This is a genomic window from Cupriavidus sp. CER-90, from assembly GCF_057652055.1.
Genome location: NZ_JBYGYM010000003.1, coordinates 154,718 through 172,374 on the forward strand (window position 1 = coordinate 154,718; position 17,657 = coordinate 172,374).

General features: G+C 66.3%; 20 protein-coding genes. 2 read left to right on the forward strand and 18 right to left on the reverse strand.

Features of this window, described 5'->3' with window-relative positions; genetic code table 11:
* Positions 1–163 precede the first annotated feature (163 nt).
* The 4 genes from AC24R4_RS27865 to AC24R4_RS27880 all read right to left on the reverse strand — a co-directional run bounded on the left by AC24R4_RS27865 (position 164) and on the right by AC24R4_RS27880 (position 4,472).
* Positions 164–751, reverse strand: coding sequence for a 2OG-Fe(II) oxygenase (locus AC24R4_RS27865; RefSeq protein ID WP_487524095.1), 588 nt, complete (start codon positions 749–751; stop codon positions 164–166).
* 72 nt (positions 752–823) lie between these two features.
* Complete coding sequence (locus AC24R4_RS27870; RefSeq protein WP_487524096.1) at positions 824–1,012, reverse strand: hypothetical protein; 189 nt, start codon at positions 1,010–1,012, stop codon at positions 824–826.
* Positions 1,013–1,035: 23 nt separating this feature from the next.
* Complete coding sequence (locus AC24R4_RS27875; RefSeq protein WP_487524097.1) at positions 1,036–3,354, reverse strand: YcaO-like family protein; 2,319 nt, start codon at positions 3,352–3,354, stop codon at positions 1,036–1,038.
* A complete protein-coding gene (locus AC24R4_RS27880; protein WP_487524098.1) occupies positions 3,351–4,472 on the reverse strand; it encodes a hypothetical protein in 1,122 nt (373 codons plus the stop codon). The genes AC24R4_RS27875 and AC24R4_RS27880 overlap by 4 nt, the downstream gene beginning before the upstream one ends.
* 304 nt (positions 4,473–4,776) lie before the next feature.
* On the opposite strand from AC24R4_RS27880, the gene AC24R4_RS27885 reads away from it, so the two are divergent.
* Entirely contained in the window at positions 4,777–5,382 is a 606-nt protein-coding gene (locus AC24R4_RS27885; RefSeq protein WP_487524099.1) for a tetratricopeptide repeat protein, read from the forward strand.
* A gap of 55 nt (positions 5,383–5,437) precedes the next feature.
* Complete coding sequence (locus AC24R4_RS27890; RefSeq protein WP_487524100.1) at positions 5,438–5,839, forward strand: hypothetical protein; 402 nt, start codon at positions 5,438–5,440, stop codon at positions 5,837–5,839.
* A 45-nt stretch (positions 5,840–5,884) separates the two neighbouring features.
* On the opposite strand, the gene AC24R4_RS27895 is transcribed toward AC24R4_RS27890, so the two are convergent.
* The 14 genes from AC24R4_RS27895 to fliF are packed head-to-tail and all read right to left on the reverse strand — an operon-like array spanning position 5,885 to position 17,656.
* Complete coding sequence (locus AC24R4_RS27895) at positions 5,885–7,072, reverse strand: tetratricopeptide repeat protein (protein WP_487524101.1); 1,188 nt, start codon at positions 7,070–7,072, stop codon at positions 5,885–5,887.
* Between the two features lie 29 nt (positions 7,073–7,101).
* Positions 7,102–7,917, reverse strand: coding sequence for a sigma-70 family RNA polymerase sigma factor (locus AC24R4_RS27900; protein ID WP_487524102.1), 816 nt, complete (start codon positions 7,915–7,917; stop codon positions 7,102–7,104).
* Between the two features lie 8 nt (positions 7,918–7,925).
* Entirely contained in the window at positions 7,926–8,954 is a 1,029-nt protein-coding gene (fliP, locus tag AC24R4_RS27905; protein ID WP_487524103.1) for a flagellar type III secretion system pore protein FliP, read from the reverse strand.
* Positions 8,951–9,379 (reverse strand): hypothetical protein, encoded by a 429-nt coding sequence (locus tag AC24R4_RS27910; RefSeq protein ID WP_487524104.1) that lies wholly within the window; start codon positions 9,377–9,379, stop codon positions 8,951–8,953. Before AC24R4_RS27910 ends, fliP begins: the two co-directional genes overlap by 4 nt.
* Before the next feature lies 1 nt (position 9,380).
* Complete coding sequence (locus tag AC24R4_RS27915; RefSeq protein ID WP_487524105.1) at positions 9,381–9,746, reverse strand: FliM/FliN family flagellar motor switch protein; 366 nt, start codon at positions 9,744–9,746, stop codon at positions 9,381–9,383.
* A gap of 5 nt (positions 9,747–9,751) precedes the next feature.
* On the reverse strand, positions 9,752–10,654 hold the full coding sequence (locus AC24R4_RS27920) for a FliM/FliN family flagellar motor switch protein (protein ID WP_487524106.1): 903 nt from the start codon (positions 10,652–10,654) through the stop codon (positions 9,752–9,754).
* Positions 10,651–11,844: a flagellar hook protein FlgE gene (locus AC24R4_RS27925; protein ID WP_487524107.1), complete on the reverse strand. Its 1,194-nt coding sequence runs from the start codon at positions 11,842–11,844 to the stop codon at positions 10,651–10,653. The genes AC24R4_RS27920 and AC24R4_RS27925 overlap by 4 nt, the downstream gene beginning before the upstream one ends.
* Before the next feature lie 22 nt (positions 11,845–11,866).
* Positions 11,867–12,262: a flagellar hook assembly protein FlgD gene (locus tag AC24R4_RS27930; RefSeq protein WP_487524108.1), complete on the reverse strand. Its 396-nt coding sequence runs from the start codon at positions 12,260–12,262 to the stop codon at positions 11,867–11,869.
* On the reverse strand, positions 12,246–13,007 hold the full coding sequence (locus AC24R4_RS27935; protein ID WP_487524109.1) for a hypothetical protein: 762 nt from the start codon (positions 13,005–13,007) through the stop codon (positions 12,246–12,248). Before AC24R4_RS27935 ends, AC24R4_RS27930 begins: the two co-directional genes overlap by 17 nt.
* Complete coding sequence (locus AC24R4_RS27940) at positions 13,004–13,483, reverse strand: hypothetical protein (protein ID WP_487524110.1); 480 nt, start codon at positions 13,481–13,483, stop codon at positions 13,004–13,006. The genes AC24R4_RS27935 and AC24R4_RS27940 overlap by 4 nt, the downstream gene beginning before the upstream one ends.
* Entirely contained in the window at positions 13,476–14,816 is a 1,341-nt protein-coding gene (locus AC24R4_RS27945) for a FliI/YscN family ATPase (protein ID WP_487524111.1), read from the reverse strand. The genes AC24R4_RS27940 and AC24R4_RS27945 overlap by 8 nt, the downstream gene beginning before the upstream one ends.
* Positions 14,813–15,592 (reverse strand): FliH/SctL family protein, encoded by a 780-nt coding sequence (locus AC24R4_RS27950; RefSeq protein ID WP_487524112.1) that lies wholly within the window; start codon positions 15,590–15,592, stop codon positions 14,813–14,815. Before AC24R4_RS27950 ends, AC24R4_RS27945 begins: the two co-directional genes overlap by 4 nt.
* The gene (locus tag AC24R4_RS27955; RefSeq protein ID WP_487524113.1) at positions 15,589–16,209 is read right to left on the reverse strand and encodes a hypothetical protein; all 621 of its coding nucleotides are present in this window, start codon (positions 16,207–16,209) and stop codon (positions 15,589–15,591) included. Before AC24R4_RS27955 ends, AC24R4_RS27950 begins: the two co-directional genes overlap by 4 nt.
* The gene (gene fliF / locus AC24R4_RS27960; protein WP_487524114.1) at positions 16,199–17,656 is read right to left on the reverse strand and encodes a flagellar basal-body MS-ring/collar protein FliF; all 1,458 of its coding nucleotides are present in this window, start codon (positions 17,654–17,656) and stop codon (positions 16,199–16,201) included. Before fliF ends, AC24R4_RS27955 begins: the two co-directional genes overlap by 11 nt.
* Between the last annotated feature and the right edge of the window lies 1 nt (position 17,657).

Genomic DNA, 17,657 nt, shown 5'->3' on the forward strand with positions numbered 1-17,657 from the left:
GGCGGACGCCTCCAGGCAGGCGACGGCCGCCGCAACCGGGGGTGGTTGGCTGGAGGGGGCGTAACAGGTGGCGGGATACGCGCCTGCATCGCCGCCGGCATGCAAGGCCGGGGCGACGCGCGGCGCGGGGGGCGCGGGGGGGGGTGCGTCGGGATCGGGCGGTTCAGACCGCCCAGTATTTGAAGACCAGCACGCGGCGGTCGGTCGGGCAGATGCGTGAAACGGAGCGGCCCACGTGAGCGGGGTCTCCCTCGATGATCATCACACGGCCGGGTTTAGGCATGACGGCTGCGGCAATTTCCATCTCTTCGTCGAAGACCAGGGTTTCGCCTGCCCAGGCCACTTTCCAGTCCTTGTTGCAGTAGACCAGCGCGGTGCGATGGCGCGGACGTTCGCCGGCCTCGGCGATGTCCTGGTGCAGGCGCCCCTCGGTGCCGAACGTGTTGGCGCCAAGCATGCATTCGTACAGGCGTACTGGATAGTCATGGCTGGCCTTGATCAGGCGCCATGCTTCCAGAATGGGGTGCAGGCTGCTGTCCAGCTCTGCAAGCGTCGGCTCGATGTCGGTCGTGTAAGGCGTCTCGGAAAACGCGACCGGATAGTACCAGTGCATGTCCAGCTCATGGGACTTGAAGCGTTCCCAGCGATTCAGAAAATGCAGCGGCATCCAGGAAATGCACTCGATCAGCGACTCGCGCAACGCTTCGGGAATGAGCGTGTCCGAGACCTGAACGTTGGACCCAACTAACATGGTGTCTCCCAGGTTTGATACAGACGGCGCGAAGCGGCAGCATGACCCGGCATGCCGCTTCGCGATGTGGCATCAGCGTTCGATGCCGTCGCCGCAACCACCCGAGCCCAGCGGCAGGCCCATCTTGTGAGGCGGGCGGGCGCGGTGCCACGAACCCCAACGGCCGCTTGCGGTCTGCTGGTTTTCCTCCAGCTTCTGGTTGCGCTGGACGTTGTCCGGCGCCGGCGCAGACGTGAACTTCGATTTCTGCTGTTCATTCATGATGCGGATTCCTTTTTGGCTGTTTAAGGAAACGGATGCGGGAATTTCGATCCAGAATGGACCCGAGAAACCATTCCCAGGGGTTCTCGTTGGTAGCCGAACGAGATGGGCAGCAGCCCGGGCACGAATGCCTTCACCACATCCAGGCGCGTACGGCCCTGGTCGATGAAACACTCGGTCGGCGTAATGTCGACGATGATGGGGCTCAGACCCTTGCCGGCAAAAATCTTGGTCAGCGCCGCCAGCGTTTGAACCGGCGCCTGTTCGGGCATTGCCGCAAGGCATTCCGGCGCTTTGGGGAACAGGACGCGATCGGCGCGCCGGAAGTACTTCCTGAGGCCGTAGAGTTCGAAGTGATGCTCGGTGGAATTGACCTGCTCTGGCGTGTCGATACCTGGTGCATGGCCATGAAGCCAGGCATAGACGCGAGCCTCCAGCTCTTCGAGCGCGCTTTCCAGCGCCTTGACGAGATCGCTGCTTGCCGCGGTGCCCATGGTGGTGAAATGGCGGCCGGCGTGCTGTGCCGCCACCAGCGCCACGTGGGCAAAGTCGGACGGAAGCTGCTGCAGCGTGATGCTGCAACCGGCGGCCTCCATGGCCGTTACGCGTTGCCGCACATCCGGCGGCAGCAGGCCGGGCGGAATCGTCAGCCCCGGCTTCTGGGCCAGCCAATGGCGCATGAAGGCATCGCGCTCGATCACTTCCATCAGGGCGCGGAAGCTTGCATCGTCTTGCGAAACGCCGGCTGCGCAACCCGATGACGTGACCTGCGTATAGGGACGCACGGTCTCGAAGCCGGCCACTGCCAGGCTGGCGCGGGAAAACACCAGCTCGGCCAGGATATGTACCGGCTTGCCGTCAACCAGCTGCCTGCCCGCTGCCCACGGATACGGCCGGTCTGGCGCAAACGGCAGATACGTGAAGTCCGGCGTGTATTGATGGTCGGCATAGCGAACCACGTCACGCGGATCAACGGCGTCCGGCAGCGATTGCGCGGTAGCCATGACGATATCGCGCGGTTGCCGGAAGCCTTCGCGCTCGATGGCTTCGGCCACCGCCTTGCGCATGGCCAGCCATGGATCGGTGTCGCGGCCCCAAGTGTGCGGGCGGTCGTCGCCGGGGGTCTTCACCTTGGCCCGGGCCAGATGGAAGCCCATCGAGAACGGGCCGTTGGCTTCGTCCACCCACGCAAAATCTATCTCTGGCGCGCGCGCTACCAGTTGCTGCTGCGCCTCGGTCGCCTTCGCGCCGAATACGGCCGAGCCCAGGACCAATGCGTCGTCCGCCGCGCACATGCGCTGGATGATCGTTTCGTAGTAGCCGCCGATCGTGGCGTAGCCCATGTCGAGTGCCGTGGCGCTCAGATTGCCGTTGTGCAGTGCCGCACCGGCTTCCATGAACAGGTATTGCAGCGATCGGCTGCGGTAGCGCATGGCGCCAACAACCGGATCGGCAGTCAGAAAGACCGCGCCGGTGGCGAAATGCAGATCCCAGGGCCGACCGAACGCGCGCGGCAGCAGGCCATGGGCATCCGTCGCCCTTGTCAGCGTCAGTTGGCGCTCGCACGGATACGTCACGCGGTACACGCCGGGAGCGTGCTGCCCGACCTGATGCTGCAGCGCCACCCACACCTGCACCAGGTGCATGCCACCCGCCGATGCAATGGTGCGCTGAGGCGTGACGTATCCCACGCGCGGATGGCGGACCCGCACTACGCCGGCCAGGCTCCACAGCAGCGCATGCAACTGGTCGGCCGACACGGCCTTGTCGTCATAGGTGTAGGAAGACATCCGGCCGTCGAAGAACCGGTCTAGCGGCACCTGCCCCACCTCGATGACGTCGTCCGGCGGCATGATGGCGCCCTCTTCCTTGTTCCACAGGAAGCGGCGGCAGATCTGGTTGGAGATGGCGGAACTGGCCGCCAGACCGAACGGGCTGCCTTGCAGCGCGTAGCGGTTGGCATGCACGGCAGCCAGATTGGCATCGATCAGCGCCCCTTCCTGCAGCAGGAAGGCGATGAAGTCGTCAAAATCCTCGTGCGTTGCGATGGCGGGCAGTGCCAGGATCTCGTTGATCGTGCGCGTTCCGTCGCAACACTGGAAGACCAGCTTCAGCAGCGCAGCGGGCGCATCGATTTCGATATCCTCGAAGGCCGCACGTACCGTCAGATGATTGCCCTGGATCATCGATGCACCAGCGAGCATCGGCGACAGGCGCGCCGGATCGGCAATACTGGCGCGAACCGCGGCCGGCACGGCTTCCTGCAGCAAGCGGTTCGGCAGTGCAGTATTGGCTGCGGCGGCGTCCGGGCCGGCCGGCACGGTGTTCACAACGGCATTCATGCTGCGAGGACCTGCAGGTTAACAGACGGATCGACCTGTGCCGGTACCAAAGCTGCACCGGTGGGCGCAAGCGCGGATGTGGCAACCTCCGCCACAGCCGCAGGCATTGGCGGCGTTGCCACGGCATCATCGGGTGCCGTGCCAAACAGCGTGCCCAGCAGATGCGGATATCCGGTTGGCGGGAATGTCGGATTGGAATTCATTTCAAGCCACCAGACTTTGCCAGCGTCGTCAACGACGCCATCAAGCGAATACAGCACGGGCCCCGGAAATTCCTGGCGCAAGCGTGCCGCCACCACCTGACCGGCCGCCCTGAGCTGGGCTACCAGCGTGGTATCCATGGCCGGCAACCCGTTGTCCATGCGGTTGAAGCGGTCTTCGTTGGCGAACAGCCGGCCGTAGCGGAAATCAATGAAGACCCGTCGGTCAGCCTGCAGCACCGTTTCGCGGTCCACCTGCTGATAGGCCAGCGCCGCGTCCACGGCGGCCATCTCGGGCCAGGTATCCACCGACAGGCCGACGCTGGCAAAGCGGTCGGCAAGCAATGCCGCCACGGTTCGCGTGCCGTCGCCGCTGATCTCGGGATAGTCGTGCAGGTGGGCGTGGAACGGCGTATCGCCCCAGAACCATGCCTTGAGGTTCTTGCCCGTCACGAACGCCTCACGGAACGCTTGCCCGTTCGGCTGCCCCGGCAGGACGGAGGGCTGGTCATGGTTTGCGCGGTACGGTCCACTCAGCTCATAGCCGAATGACCCTCGCGAGGACTTCAGCACGTAATCGGCGGAAGCTGGCGCCGAGGCGTCCCAGGTGGCTGGCGTGGCAATGCCCTGGTCGCGCATGCATTGCTTGAACAGCAGCTTGTCGGTGGAGATCGCCCAGCGCAGCGGCCGGTATGGCAGCCAGCCGATGAATCCGGTCACATCGTCCGTCACGGTGGGCACATAGCAGACACGACCGCTGATCACGGCCAGGAACTGCGGGTACAGGTTGAAATACCGGTTGCGCGCCTTGATCTCGAGTTCGAACGTCTGGACGTTTACGGTCGCCGTTCCACCATGCCGGTCGAGCCACGCCTTGACAGCGCGGAGGTGATTCATGGTGACGGTGATGTAGCTCATGAAATGTCCGGTTGTGTATTGGGTTGGAGGTCCTTTCTCCGATTCGACAAATGCCATTCGCCGGCCATCGGGCCATGACAAGCCCTGACCCGCGCCTTGAAGTGCCTGTCTGAACCAACATATCCATGCGTTTTCGGGATTGTTTAGCCCGGAATTGCCACCATCGATTGCCTGGCAGCGTCGCTGGCGCTAAACCAGCCCCGGAATGCGCGGATATACTCGTCAGGGTCCGGTTCCGAACCCGCGAGATGGCTGTGGCCGCGGGGTTGTGGTGCGCGGGCCCCACAGAACCCGCGAGGAAAACATGCAGACCACCGATCCCGACGCGCTGTTGCGCGAAGCCATTGCCGCCAGCCAGCGCGGCGACAGCCAGGCAGCCCTGGCGCTGCTGGCGCGCGTGACCGAGATGGCACCCCAGGCGGCGATTCCCCACCTGCTGACCGCCGGCGAGCTCGCCTCGGGCGGCCGCTATGCAGAAGCCGAAATGGCTTTCGCGCGTGCCCTGCTGGCCGATCCCGACCTGCATATCGCCCGTTTCCAGCTTGGTCTGCTGCAATTCACTTCAGGCAATGTCGCCGTGGCGCTGCTCAGCTGGCAGCCGCTGCTGGCGCTGGGCGACAGCCACGCTCTGGCGCTGTTCGTACAGGGTTTCACGCAACTGGCCCAGGACAACATGTCCGAGGCGGCGCGACTGTTTCATGCCGGCATGGACGCCAATACGGACAATGCGCCGCTGAACGCCGATATTCGCATGGTGCTGCAACGGATGGCGGATACCATAGGCGGCGGCCAGCCGGCCGATGCAGCGCCGGTCTCCCCGCCGCCAGCACCACCCGGGCAAGCACTGCCGCAGGCTGCCTCGGAGACCGAAACCCACGTGCTGCTGTCGAATTACGGATCGCTCAATTGAAGACAGGCAGCATTTCGGCCCCGCCGCCCCAAAGTGACTTCCGGGCAGGCCGCTCATGACCCAGATCGACAGCGCGAGCCGGCTGGCTGCCCTGATCCGGGCCCAGGTGGCCTCGCTGGGCAGTCGCCGTACTGGCGCGGCTACGGCACGCAAGGAATCGGCGCGGCAGGAATCGGCGGGCGGTGCGGGCAATGAGGCTGACCTGGCAAGCGTCATTGCGCGTCGCGTGGCGGCGATAGATCCCGAAGATCCCGAGCGTCGGCGCAAGGCCTTCCGGGTGTTTCTGGAATCCGTGTTGCTGGCTGAATTTGGCGAATCGCTCATGAACGATGCGCGCTTCTACCAGCTTGTGGAAGACGTTCACAAGCAGATGGAGTCGGAGCCCGAGGTGGCGGCGGCCATCGAAGAGGCGTCGCGGCTGCTGATCCAGGGACCGGCGCCCGCCACGCCTGCCTGAGCCGGGCCTGCATCCGGCATCCGGCATCGGGCGCAGTCCAGCGATCTATTGGCCGCCGGAATTTTCCCCGGCACTGTCGACGGTGGCCGCCACGGCAGGCTGCAGCCAGTCTGCCATCGTGCCGCCGGCCGGCGCATCGCGGCGCGCCAGCAACCGCATGGCCAGGCGCTTGATGGTCTGCCCATCGTGCGCGTCGCCATTGAGAATGGCCTGCGCATAGTGGGTGGCCAGGTTTCCCTTGTCCAGACCGTTAGCCCGTGCCATGGCCTGCTCGGCGTCTTCTCGCTTGCCCTGCAGCGCGTACGCGACGGCCAGCCCGCCATGGCTTTCGCCAAAATTCCGATCCAGTTCCACGGCACGCGCAAACGCATGCTCGGCGGCACCGATGTCACGACGAACGATGTTGGTCCAGCCCAGGCCGTTCCACGTCCCAACGTGGCTTGGCATGAACTGCACAGCGCGGTGGAAGTCCAGCAGCGCCTCGTCGAGGCGCATGTCGAGCAGGTGTACGAAGCCAAGCGCGGACCATGCCCTGCCATCTTCGCCATGAACGTCCAGCGCCTGACGCAGCAGGTCTTCAGCCTGTGCCGGCTGGCGTTCCGCCAGCGCGACGGTGCCTAGCGTCACCAGCGGTTCCAGCCGCTGGTTGTCTTCGCGCAGCGCCGCAGTCGCCCAGGACCTGGCCAGATCCAGCTGCCCCATGTCCAGCGCGGCCAGGCTGGCCACGCCGGCCGCTTCGGGCGCCAGCGCCTGCGCGGCCATGCGTTCGCGGGCCCAGGCATTGGCGCCTTCGAGGTCGCCGGCGTGATGCAGCACGCGCAGCCACAGCACCTGGAATGCCGACGGCGCCATCGGCACGGCCACTCGGGCTGCCAGCAGACTACGAGCGTGCGGGAAATCCCCCTGCCGGAATGCCGCGTAGGCCAGGTCATGGGCAATGGCTTCTTCCGCCTCTGCCGACAGGCCGCCCGTTGCCTGGAGCGCCTCCAGACGCATGCGTGCATCGGCCCACCGATGGATGGCCAGATCGATGCGGCTTTCCCGGAACTCCACGGCTGGTCCCTTCACGCCCAGGGCCGCCGCGTGGCGGAGGTGGAACCGGGCGCGCTCCCACTCCCCGGCGGCGCAAGCCGCCTGGTAGGCATCCTCGAGCAACGGCAGGTTGTTCGGGTCCTCGCGCAGGTACTGCTCGAGCCTGGCCAGGCGGGCATCGGCATTGGGGTCCTTGACCATATGTCTTTTGTCCGGTTATCGACGGGCCTTTACCACGCCACGTCGGAGGATTGGTGCGACTTCAATGATTTCCGCAGTTTGTCGAGTGCCGCACGATGGATCTGTGCAATGCGCCCCTTCGTGAGGCCAAGCGTTCCGGCGATTTCCTCGAAGCGGATTTCCTGCAGGTAATGCAATCGGATCACCGTCTGCTCCTGGGCGGACAGCGTTCCGATGAAATGCCGCAGCCGTTGCTGCAGCTGCCGGTATTCCAGACTGCCATAGTAATGGGGCGTGGGCGCGCTGACGAGCGAGTCGTTCTCCACCAGCCCCGTGCCTTCGAGCAGGAACGTCAGGGCAACCCCGATACCAACTTCGGCAAGGTAGCGGAAAGGCCCATCCCTGGTTGCCGCGCCGTTATCCCCGGCCCCGTCCACCGCCGCGCGTGCGGCGGCCTTGACTTCCTTCATGCGTTCCTGGCGCAGCCGCATTCGCAGCGCAATCTGCTGCTGCTTTTCAGTCAGGCGTTCAAGGCCGTTCAGGATCGCGCCATGCATGCGGCGCGACGCGAACGTCTTGAACTGCGCGCCGCGATCGTCGGCATAGCGGTCCACCGACTCCACCAGCCCTACCGTGGCGAACTGCAGGTATTCCTCGAACTCGATCTCGTCATGGGTGCGACGGCCGTAGTAGGTAGCCGCCACGATCTGCGCATACGGCAGATAGTGATGGATCAACGCATCGCGTTCAGCCTGGGCACCCGTTTCGCGATAGCGGCGCCACAGTGCTGCCTCGGCGGCCTGCCCTGCCCCGGCCTTGGCCGGCGGATCCAGGTCTTCGCCATCGGTGTCGAGTTCTTCAGCCATGGCACGCGTCAATGGAACGACCCCACGAGGGCCTTCAGCAGCACGCTCCAGCCGTCGACCAGAATGAACATCAGGATCTTCAGCGGCAACGCGATGGTCATCGGCGGCATCATCATCATGCCCAGCGCCATCAGGATGCTCGACACGATCAGATCGATCAGCAGGAATGGCAGAAAGACCACGAAGCCGATCTGGAACGCCGCCCGAAGCTCCGACAGCATGTAGGCCGGAATCAGTTGCACGTTGCTGATATCGTCCATCGACTCCGGTTTCTTCGCCTTCGACAGTTCCACCATCAAGGCCAGGTCCTGCTCGCGGGTCTGCCGTATCATGAATTCGCGCATCGGTCCGCTGGCGCGCGTGTAGGCCTGATCCATCGTGATACGCCCCTGCATGAAAGGCTGCAGCGAATCGTTGTTGACGGTCTGGAACACGGGCGCCATCGTGAACAGCGTCAGGAACAGGGCGAGCCCGATCAGCGCCGTGTTGGGCGGCGTCTCCGGCATGCCGATTGCGTGGCGGAGCATCGACAGCACGATGATGATCCGCAGGAATGCCGTCAGGCATACCAGCATGGCCGGCAGTACCGCAAGTGCGGTCAGCCCGATGACCGCGCGCAGGGCGAACGAGGTCTCGCTGGGAGAAATGCGCACGTCCTGCGCGCGCGTCGGCTCGCCCGCACGCGCGGGTGCCGCGCTGATGCGCGACGCCGCGCGCACGGGCTCCGCATTGGCCCTGGGCTGCGAAGTCTGTGCCGGGGCCCGCGCGTCAGGCATGCCGGACACGGCGGGCGTGCTCCGCTCGATGGCGATGCGGCCGCCCGATGGCGCCGGCGCATCGGGCGCACCGGGCGAAGCTGGTGCATCGTCGTCGAGCAGCGTGACCACCGTCTGTGGCTGGGCATCAGACGCGGGCGAGCCCGGTGGTGGGCTTGACGACTGCGCCATCGACAACCCGGTCAGCGTGAGGCTTGCCGCCGCCACGACCAGTCCGGCGATCCATCGCCGCAGGCCCATGCGCAAGTAAACGGCGCTCATTGTCCGTTGTCTCCGTCGGCAGGCCCTTCGCCGGGCTGCGCCTGTAGCACGGTCACCTGCCCTGCGGCGTTGACGGCGGCAAGCACGCGTCCGCCTTCCCAGCGGATGACGTGCAGCCTCACGCCGGCATTCAGTTGCGTCTGCGCGGTGAGCACGATTGCAGCATCCGGCGCGCCGGCTGGCAGTCGGGGGCCAAGCATGCGCATCAGCCAGGGGTGTCGCGAGCGGGTACGGGCGGCGAACCAGAGCACGACGACCGCGGCAATCAGCAACAGCAGGATCGACATGCCAGCCGGACCGGAAAGGACATCCTCGTCCTGGCGAAACGGCAGCGGCGCGGCCGCGGCCGATGCGGCGGCTGTGGCCGCTGCGTCGCTGGCTGCGCTGGCGCCCGCGTAAGCCGAGGAGCTGTGGGGTTGCGCCATGTCAGGGAGCGAGGGGTACCGGCAGTTCGGTCAGGCGCACGGCAAAGCTGTCACCGACGGCCACCAGCATGCCACGCGCGACAACCTTGCCGTCGAGTCGCAAGTCGACCGACTGGTCCACATTGCGGTTCAGCTTCAGGACGTGGCCGTCGCGTGCCGCCAGCAGTTCACCCACGGTGACCTGGGTTTCTCCGACGCAGACCTCAAGTCGTGTCTTCACGGCCAGCAGCGGGCTGATGGATGCCATGACGGCGCCGCCATGGCCGGAGGGCGTCTCGTGCAGCGGCTCATAGGCCAGCGGTTGGGCCAGCGGCGAGGTCGGCTGGCCATCTGCGGAAACAGATTCGGAAGGGGTATGGGTCAACATGTTGCTCAGGATTGGGAATTGCCGGTGTGCGCCACAGCGTGCGGCAGCAGCTGGATGGCCTTGCGTTCGTTCATTGCGCCAAGATGGCCGGCGGCGAGCGCCCCGGCATTGCCGCCGGCCTCTTGCAGGTAAAGTGGGACGGGATGGTCGAGTGCATGGCCGATCGTAATCACATCGCCCGGCTCCAGGGCCAGTAGCGCGCCAAGGTCCAGTTCGATGTCCGTCAGCCGAACCGTCAACGCGACCGGCTGGCGATGCATGGCCTCCAGCACCGGTGTCAGTACCGCGCGCGATGCGCCACCCGTCGATGCGCGGGGGCGCGCCGCCATCCATGCCTGCGCGCGGTTGGGATCCAGTTGCCAGCCAAGGCTTACCGCAGCCAGGCCTTCAATGGTGATTTGCGCCCGGACCGCACCGGACCATGGCAGTTGCTGCCGGGCCGGCAGTCCACCCAGTGGTGGCGAAGCATCCGTGTCCGCCGCATCGCCATGCGTACCGTGGGCATCGGTGCCCGCCAGCGCCGCCGCCAATCCTTGCCACGCCTGCCCCGCCACGGTGCTGGCTATCGACGTGTCGTTGTCGTATGCACCACGCAACGCCTGGCCGCGCGACTCGCCAAACAGCGCTCGCTCCATCAATGCCGATGGTTCGGCAGTACCCGCCACCCACATCCCGCGTGCCGCCGGGCAAGCCGGTTCGAGACTGGTCCACGCGTCGGACAGTTGCATGGCTGGCAGCGACACAGCGTCGCAGGCGTTCTGCAGCGCCGAGATCGTGACGGTCATACCCCAGTCCCGGCCGAACTGCGTGAGTCGTTCGTCGATGCGTGCGCGCAGCGCACCAAGCTCCGATTCGCGCCACCAGATCAGCGGGCGCGAGGCGCCGCCCTGTGTACGGGCTTCGGTCATGCCTTGCCCTTCATCGTGAACAGCTCCTGGATCATGTCATTAGCGGTGGAAATCACTTGCGAGGACGCCTGGTAGCCGCGCTGCATGATGACCAAGTCGCTGAATTCCTGCGACAGGTTCACGTTCGAGATTTCGACCGAGGTAGTCTGGATGCTGCCCAATGCGTCGGTGCCCGCCACGCCGAAGTGCCACAGGTTGTCGTTCGTGGAGCGGAACAAATTGTCGCCCACCGACGCGATCGCATCGCTGGAATCGAACCGGCCGAGCAACAGCTGATCTCCCCGGCTCACCTGCCCGTTGGAATAGGTGAGCGTCACGAAACCCTTCTCGTCGAACGCAACGCCGGACAGCGTGCCCGCCGCCAGGCCGTCCTGCTTCGTGGCGGCCAGCGTCGAGAGGTTGCCCGACGCAAATGACGTCACGTCCTTGCTGAAGTCCAGCGTGACGTCCATCGGCGACTGTCCGGCCGGCGCGTAGGTGAAGGTCAGAAGCGCAGTTGCCGGGTCGGGGCTGCCGTCCTTGAATCGAAGGGTCCCCTTTCCTACCTCGACCGTGCCTTCGAGAATCGAAACGGTCCAGCTGCCGGGCGTGGTGGCGCTGCCGTTGGTGAACTTTGCCGACAGCGTGTGCTGCACGCCCGCAGAATCGTAGACGTTGATGGGGCTGACCGTCTGCTCGGTGGCGGTGCTCGACAGGTTGCCGGTCATGCTGACCAAGGTCGTTGGCTTGGCCGGCGACGAGCGGTAGCCGTCCAGCGAGACAATGCCGGTCGTACCGTTCTTGTCGATACCCAGCACCTTGAGGCCACCGGTACGGGTGACCAGCAGGCCCGCATCGTTGAATTCGAATTGGCCGGACCGCGTGTACCGGATGTTTCCGTTGGCATCCTGGATCACGAACAGCCCGAGGCCGTCCACCGCGACATCCATCGCGTTGCCGGTCTGCCTCAGCTCGCCGCCGTTGAAGTTCAGCGTCGTGCCGTAGGTGGCAAGTCCGAAGCCGTAACCCGTCTGCCCGCCATACAGGCCGGTCTGCACGCCGTCGGCGTTGGCATAGACGAGATCGCCGAACTGCAGTGTCGAGCTCTTGAAGCCCGGCGTGTTCATGTTCGCCGTATTGTTGGCGATGACCTTGAGCCCCTGGGAATATCCCATCAGGCCGGTCATGCCCAGGTAGATTGAATCGAGCATTGCGGACTCCCGTACGTGCGATTCAGCGGATGGTTTTGATCTGCGACAGGCTGATGCCGGACAACGGTGCCCCTGCCGTTGTGGTGATCGTCAGTTGCGGGGTACCGCTGGCGAGCGACAGCGACGAAACGGTGCCCACCGCCGTGCCCGACTGCGTGGACACCTCAACGGTCTTGCCGATCAATCCCACCGACTGGAGCGACGACTGGCTCGAAAGCATCGTGTCGAGCTTGGTGTTGATCTGCTGCGCCTGCTCCAGCGAGGTGAACTGCGCGATCTGCGCCATGAATTCCTGGTTGTCCATGGGCTTGAGTGGGTCCTGGTAGGTCAACTGGGTCAGCAGGATCTTCATGAAGTCCTGCAGGCCGATGGAACCAGATTGAAGACTGGCGCTGCCAACGCTATCGATCGATGCCATGGATGATTCCCTCCTCTGAGTATGGGGCCGGCTGCGCCATCTCTGCGCGGCCGGAAAGAGTCTGCTGCCAGGGCTTGCCGTTGCAGGTCACGCCCGTCAATGCAATACCGCGCTCCGCCAGGCGCCGGCGGATTTCCGACACCGCCTGTTCGACCTGTTCGTTCGTGGAAACCGCCGTGCCAATCCACAGCCGTGCGCCGGATTCGCTCACCTCCACGTGCAGGCGCATCGGCATCTCGTCACGCCCGGAGTCCGGCTCGCGCCCCGCTGCGACGATAGAGGCCTGGCGCGCGGCGCCCTCCTGGCCCGTGACGGTGGGCAGCACGGCGTCGGAAGCGGTCGGAAGCGCCTGTCCGATGCCCACGCCCGGCCCGAGTTGCGGCTGGAGTTGCGGCTCGATCTGTGGCTCGATAGCGGACATCAACGGCCCCTCCACGCCGAGCCCTAGCCGGATCGACTGGATCGCCACGCGTTGCGCGGCAGCAGACATCGCGCTCGCGGGCGATGCGCCGCCAGTCACCGGTTCGCCTTGCAGGCTCGCGGCTGGCGTCGTGGCCGAGGACGGGGTCGTTGCGCGTTGCTGCCGGTATGCCACCGCTCCCTGAAACCAGTCCTGGGTCTGAGCCCGCTCCATTTCGCGCTGCCATGCGTGGGCATCGACGCCTCCGGTGCTGCGCGTCGTGGCGCCAGTCAGGCCACCGGAAGCAATATCGTTCAGGGTTGACGTATCCAATGGCATGCTCATGCCTCCTCTGCGGGCGTGTCGGTGCTCGCTTGCTGCCAGGCGCGCCGCGCCGTCCAGTCGTCGTCGGCATTCATCGCCGCCTGGCGCGCCACTTCGGTGGCATGGTCGCGCCGGCTATCGGCCTTGTGCTGCACCAGCAGTTCCAGCGCGCGATGCGCCTCTGCCAGCGCGCGCTGCGCAGATTCCCGTGCCCCCGCCCGTGACTGCAGTTCCTGAGCGCTGTCATCGAGCCGCACGCGCGCTTGCCCCAGAAAGCGGAGGGCCTGCGAGCGCCTGACGGTATCGATCGGTGCGCCTTCGGGGCTATCCAGCGCGCCAGCCACCTCGGCAAGCTCCTGTTCCAGTGCCACATGCCGATCACGCTGCTGCATCCAGGCCGACGTGGCGGCCGCCAGCGCGCGCGTGGCCTCGCTGACGCGCCAGTCAGACCGCTTGAGCACCGGATCGAGCGCGTATCGGAATCGGGCTTCAGCCACGTGCCGGCTCCATCTGAGCCCGCGCCGCCACCAACTCGCGCAAGGTATCAAGGGCGCCCGCACGATCCGCCCCGCCGTCCGATTGCGTCAGGAAGTCTCGCAGCGCCCCGGCGCGCGTCAGGGCGGCATCGAGTTCAGGATTGCTGCCAGCCTCATACGCGCCGATATCCACCAGTTGGCGGTTGCGTTCTAGCACGGCCAGGTTGCGCACGGCTTCAGTGGCCAGGTTTCGGGTGGGGCGGTCCACCAGGTCCGACATCAACCGGCTGGCGCTCTGCAGTACGTCGATGGCCGGGTACTGTCCCTGATGGGCCAGTGCGCGTGACAGCACGATATGGCCATCGAGGGTGGCCCGCAGCGTATCGGCAATGGGCTCGTTCATGTCGTCGCCCTCCACCAGCACCGTCATCAGCGCTGTAATGCTGCCGCCGCCTGGCGCGGTGCCACAGCGCTCGCACAGTTGCGGAAGTTCGGCGAACACCGACGGCGTATAGCCCCGGGAAGTTGGCGGTTCTCCGGCGGAAAGCCCGATCTCGCGCCTCGCCATGGCCAGGCGGGTCACGGAGTCCATCGTCAGCAGCACCTGCTTGCCGGCGTCGCGGAACGATTCGGCGATGGCGACGGCGGCGTATGCGGCTTGCACACGGGCCAGTGCGGGTTGGTCCGACGTGGCGACTACCACCACCGATCGACGCATGCCTTCGGGGCCGAGCTGGTTATCAATGAACTCGCGTACCTCGCGGCCACGTTCGCCGATCAGGGCGATCACATTGATATCGGCCTTGACGTGGCGTGCAATCATCCCAAGCAAGGTGCTCTTGCCCACACCGCTGCCAGCGAAGATTCCCACTCGCTGACCTTTGCCAAGGGTGAGCAGCGTATCGATGCTGCGCACGCCGGTTTCCAGCACATGCTCGATGCGCGGCCGTTGCATCGGGTTCAAGGGCCGGGCATGCAACGGCAGGCGTCGGGTGCAGGCCGGCGCGGCGCCGCCGTCCAGCGGTTCGCCGAATCCGTCTATCACGCGGCCCAGCAGTGCATCCCCCACCGCGACGCTGGCCATCCGGCCGGTCGCCACCACGCGGCTGCCTACGCCAAGGCCGTGGACAGCCGCGTACGGCATCAGCGTGACGGCGCCGGGCCGCACCCCGACGATCTCGGCCATCACCGGCGCATCGGCATGTCGCGTCGAGATGGCGCACACTTCCCCGATTACCGCGTCTGGTCCCTCCGATTCGATAGCGAGACCCGACAGCCGGCGTACCGTGCCGGTCCGCTCGGTAAGGACGGTTGTGGCGGTGGCCGCGCGGACGGCGTTCAGCAGGGCTGTCATGCGGTACGCGCCTGCGTGACGACAGTGCGCCAGGCCTGGCCCAGCGCGCGCAACTGCACTTCCAGCCGGGCGTCCAGCGTGCCCGCTGCGCTGTCAACCAGGCATCCGCCCATCGACACACTGTCGTCCGCCGTCCAGCTCAAGGCCGGAAAACCCTGCAACAGTGCCTGAGCGTCGGGACTAGCCTGCAGCGTAGCGAGGTCGCGCGGATGCAGCCGCACGCGCAATGCCGGCTTGCCCCCCAGCTCTGCCAGCGCAGTGGCGACGATTGCCTGGATGGCACTTGCCTGCGGGGCGGCGTCGCCCACGATACGGCACACCGCTTCATAGGCAATGGCCACCGCGTGCTCCTCAATCTGTCGCATGGCACTGTTGATGTGCTGCTGCACCTGTTCCAGCACCTGGCGTGTCAGGTTCCCGTGCTCGGACAGTGCGGCATCGATACGCTGTCGCTCGGCATCCCGGGCGGCGCGGAGGTCGGCTTGCGCGTTGTCCACCGCCTCGCGGGTCGCCTGTTCGACGCGCTGGGCGGCGTCGGCCAATCCTTCGCGCAGCCCGCGCTCATAGCCTTCCGCGTAGCCGATGGCTTCGGCCTCTGAAGCCCGCGGCTGCGATTCCGCGACGGCCACCGGTGTGGCAACCGGCGCCGGGGCTGCGTTGCCGCCCTGCACGATGCCGGCCGCCGGCACAGGCGTGGCGCGGCGGCGCCCGACCGTACGGGCAATGCCGTCGAGACCGACCGTTTTAAGTACGCGCGACGACGTCGGATGGCTCATGCGGCGGCCTTTCTGGAGAACAACGCAACCAGGCCCGCCACGTGCTGACGGGCACGTCCCGCAACTTGCGCCCCACGCGCCTGACTGGCCGGCGCCTGCGCGTGCGGCGCGGCTGCCACGCGGTCCAGTACAGCGCGCATCAGCGCGGCGTCGCGTGCGGGCGCCAGCGGCGCCGACTGGCTGGCATGCGTGGTCATCGTCGCTTCCGCAACGCGGCGGGCATGGCTCGCGCCGAGCATGGCGATGGCCGACTGGCGCCACGGCCAATCGCTGATACCCAGCAATGCGACGGCCAGCGCCACGGGTTCGTGTCGGAGAACGTCGGCTGCCTGCTCCGGCGAGAGCGCCGCGACGCTGGCGATCATTGCTTCCCGGCTGTTTGCGGGTTGGGAGCGCGCAGGCAACGCCGCCCGTGCGGCGGCGAGCAGCGACGGATCGCGTGGGACGCCGAGCGATTCGAGTTCGTCGAGCCACTCGCGCAACTGGCCGCGCGCCGATGCCGGCAGACGCTCGAGCATCCAGCCGCGATCGGCAGGTGCCATCGCATGCAACGCCAGCCCGACGCGCCGGTCATCCGTCGGCATCGCGCCGGTAGCGAGTGTCTGGTCAACGTTCACGCGAGCCTCCGTCGTGGCCACGGCCGTCGTTGCGCGGCCGATCCGCGCCATCGAGCCAGGTTTGCAGCTGGCTCAGCATCGCCTGGCGCTCGGCGTCACTCATCTGCGCTTGCGTAGCGGATGCCGGCCTGCGGGTACGTCCTAGCCACCAGCCAAGACCAAGGCAGACCACAAGCGCGAGCAATGCCGCCGTGGCCTGCGGGATGCCGATGCTCGATGCCGTCGTTCCGGGCGAAGCCGTGGACGTCACGGGCGTGGCGCTGGTGTCGCGATTCGCGTCGACGCCGGGCGTGGCGGTGCCAGCGCCGTAGGTGCCCATGGTCTGCACCAGCACCACGTCGCCGCGCTCGGCGACGATGCCGGTAGCGGTGGCAAGCAGCGCCTTGGCCTGTTCGGTCTGCTCGGGCGACAGCGGTCGCTTGACGATCGCCAGCACCTGCATGCGCTTGACCGAGCCGGGCTGGCTGATCACCTGCTCCACGCGCTTGCCGACCTGGTATTCGATTTCCCGCTGCGTGCTGCCGCCTGCCGCGTCGCGCACGCCCAGCGGCAGCCCGCCGTCGTGGCTGCTTTCCCGCTCGCGGACCACTACGCCGGTCAGCGCCTGGTTGCCCCGGCCCGGCGTGCCCACGACATCCTCGGTCGTGATGCGCACCGCGTCCATGTTCAGCGTCACATCGACGCTGGCCATGGCTTGCCCGGCACCGAAGGTGCGCTCCAGCACGTCGGTGGCCTTGCGGGCCAGCGCGGCTTCGGTATCGCGCTTCAGATCCAGGCGTGCGCCACCGTCGCCGCCGGCCTCTGACTGGCGGGCACGTGTAAGCGCCACGCCCTGTTCGTTCAGGATCGTCACATCCTCGCTGACCAGGCCGGGAATCGATGCCGCGACCAGGCGCTGGATGCCAATGGTCTGATCCGGCGCCAGTGACTTGCCATCCTTCATCCCGATGGTCACCGAGGCCTTCGCCTTGTTGTCGGCACGCTTGAACAGGCCGTCCTCAGGCAGTGCAACGTGCACGCGCGCCGATTTCACGTCGGCGATGGACAGGATGGTCCGCGTCAGCTCGCCTTGCAGCGCGCGCTGGTAGTTGACCTTCTGCGCGAATTCCGTCATGCCGAAGTCGCCGGCATTGAACAGTTCGAAGCCCACGCCACCATGGAGCGGCAGTTCCTTGCCCATCAGCTTGAGGCGCGTCTTGTGTACGAGGTCCGCATCGGTCAGGATGACGGTGCCTTCGTCGGCCAGGCTGTACGGCACCTTCATGCGGTCCAGTTCGGCCGTCATCACCGCGGCGTCCTGGGGCGACAAGCCAGAAAACAGCACCTGCTGGTCGGCGCGCAGCAGCCAGACGCCGGCGAGCAGCGTCGCGCCAACGATCACGCCGGCGCCAATCACAAGGCTGATCCGGCGCGCACCGGACAGGCCATTCCAGAAGTCCTTCAGCACA

What these genes read in the sequence shown, in the direction of transcription:
- AC24R4_RS27930 (WP_487524108.1), bottom strand. Translation starts at nt 12,262, where the DNA reads ATGGCATCGATCGATAGCGTTGGCAGCGCCAGTCTTCAATCTGGTTCC.
- AC24R4_RS27915 (WP_487524105.1), bottom strand. Translation starts at nt 9,746, where the DNA reads ATGTTGACCCATACCCCTTCCGAATCTGTTTCCGCAGATGGCCAGCCG.
- AC24R4_RS27950 (WP_487524112.1), bottom strand. Translation starts at nt 15,592, where the DNA reads ATGAGCCATCCGACGTCGTCGCGCGTACTTAAAACGGTCGGTCTCGAC.
- AC24R4_RS27945 (WP_487524111.1), bottom strand. Translation starts at nt 14,816, where the DNA reads ATGACAGCCCTGCTGAACGCCGTCCGCGCGGCCACCGCCACAACCGTC.
- AC24R4_RS27935 (WP_487524109.1), bottom strand. Translation starts at nt 13,007, where the DNA reads ATGAGCATGCCATTGGATACGTCAACCCTGAACGATATTGCTTCCGGT.
- AC24R4_RS27900 (WP_487524102.1), bottom strand. Translation starts at nt 7,917, where the DNA reads ATGGCTGAAGAACTCGACACCGATGGCGAAGACCTGGATCCGCCGGCC.
- AC24R4_RS27890 (WP_487524100.1), top strand. Translation starts at nt 5,438, where the DNA reads ATGACCCAGATCGACAGCGCGAGCCGGCTGGCTGCCCTGATCCGGGCC.
- AC24R4_RS27865 (WP_487524095.1), bottom strand. Translation starts at nt 751, where the DNA reads ATGTTAGTTGGGTCCAACGTTCAGGTCTCGGACACGCTCATTCCCGAA.
- AC24R4_RS27880 (WP_487524098.1), bottom strand. Translation starts at nt 4,472, where the DNA reads ATGAGCTACATCACCGTCACCATGAATCACCTCCGCGCTGTCAAGGCG.
- fliP (WP_487524103.1), bottom strand. Translation starts at nt 8,954, where the DNA reads ATGAGCGCCGTTTACTTGCGCATGGGCCTGCGGCGATGGATCGCCGGA.
- AC24R4_RS27885 (WP_487524099.1), top strand. Translation starts at nt 4,777, where the DNA reads ATGCAGACCACCGATCCCGACGCGCTGTTGCGCGAAGCCATTGCCGCC.
- AC24R4_RS27870 (WP_487524096.1), bottom strand. Translation starts at nt 1,012, where the DNA reads ATGAATGAACAGCAGAAATCGAAGTTCACGTCTGCGCCGGCGCCGGAC.
- AC24R4_RS27875 (WP_487524097.1), bottom strand. Translation starts at nt 3,354, where the DNA reads ATGAATGCCGTTGTGAACACCGTGCCGGCCGGCCCGGACGCCGCCGCA.
- AC24R4_RS27925 (WP_487524107.1), bottom strand. Translation starts at nt 11,844, where the DNA reads ATGCTCGATTCAATCTACCTGGGCATGACCGGCCTGATGGGATATTCC.
- AC24R4_RS27895 (WP_487524101.1), bottom strand. Translation starts at nt 7,072, where the DNA reads ATGGTCAAGGACCCCAATGCCGATGCCCGCCTGGCCAGGCTCGAGCAG.
- AC24R4_RS27910 (WP_487524104.1), bottom strand. Translation starts at nt 9,379, where the DNA reads ATGGCGCAACCCCACAGCTCCTCGGCTTACGCGGGCGCCAGCGCAGCC.
- AC24R4_RS27920 (WP_487524106.1), bottom strand. Translation starts at nt 10,654, where the DNA reads ATGACCGAAGCCCGTACACAGGGCGGCGCCTCGCGCCCGCTGATCTGG.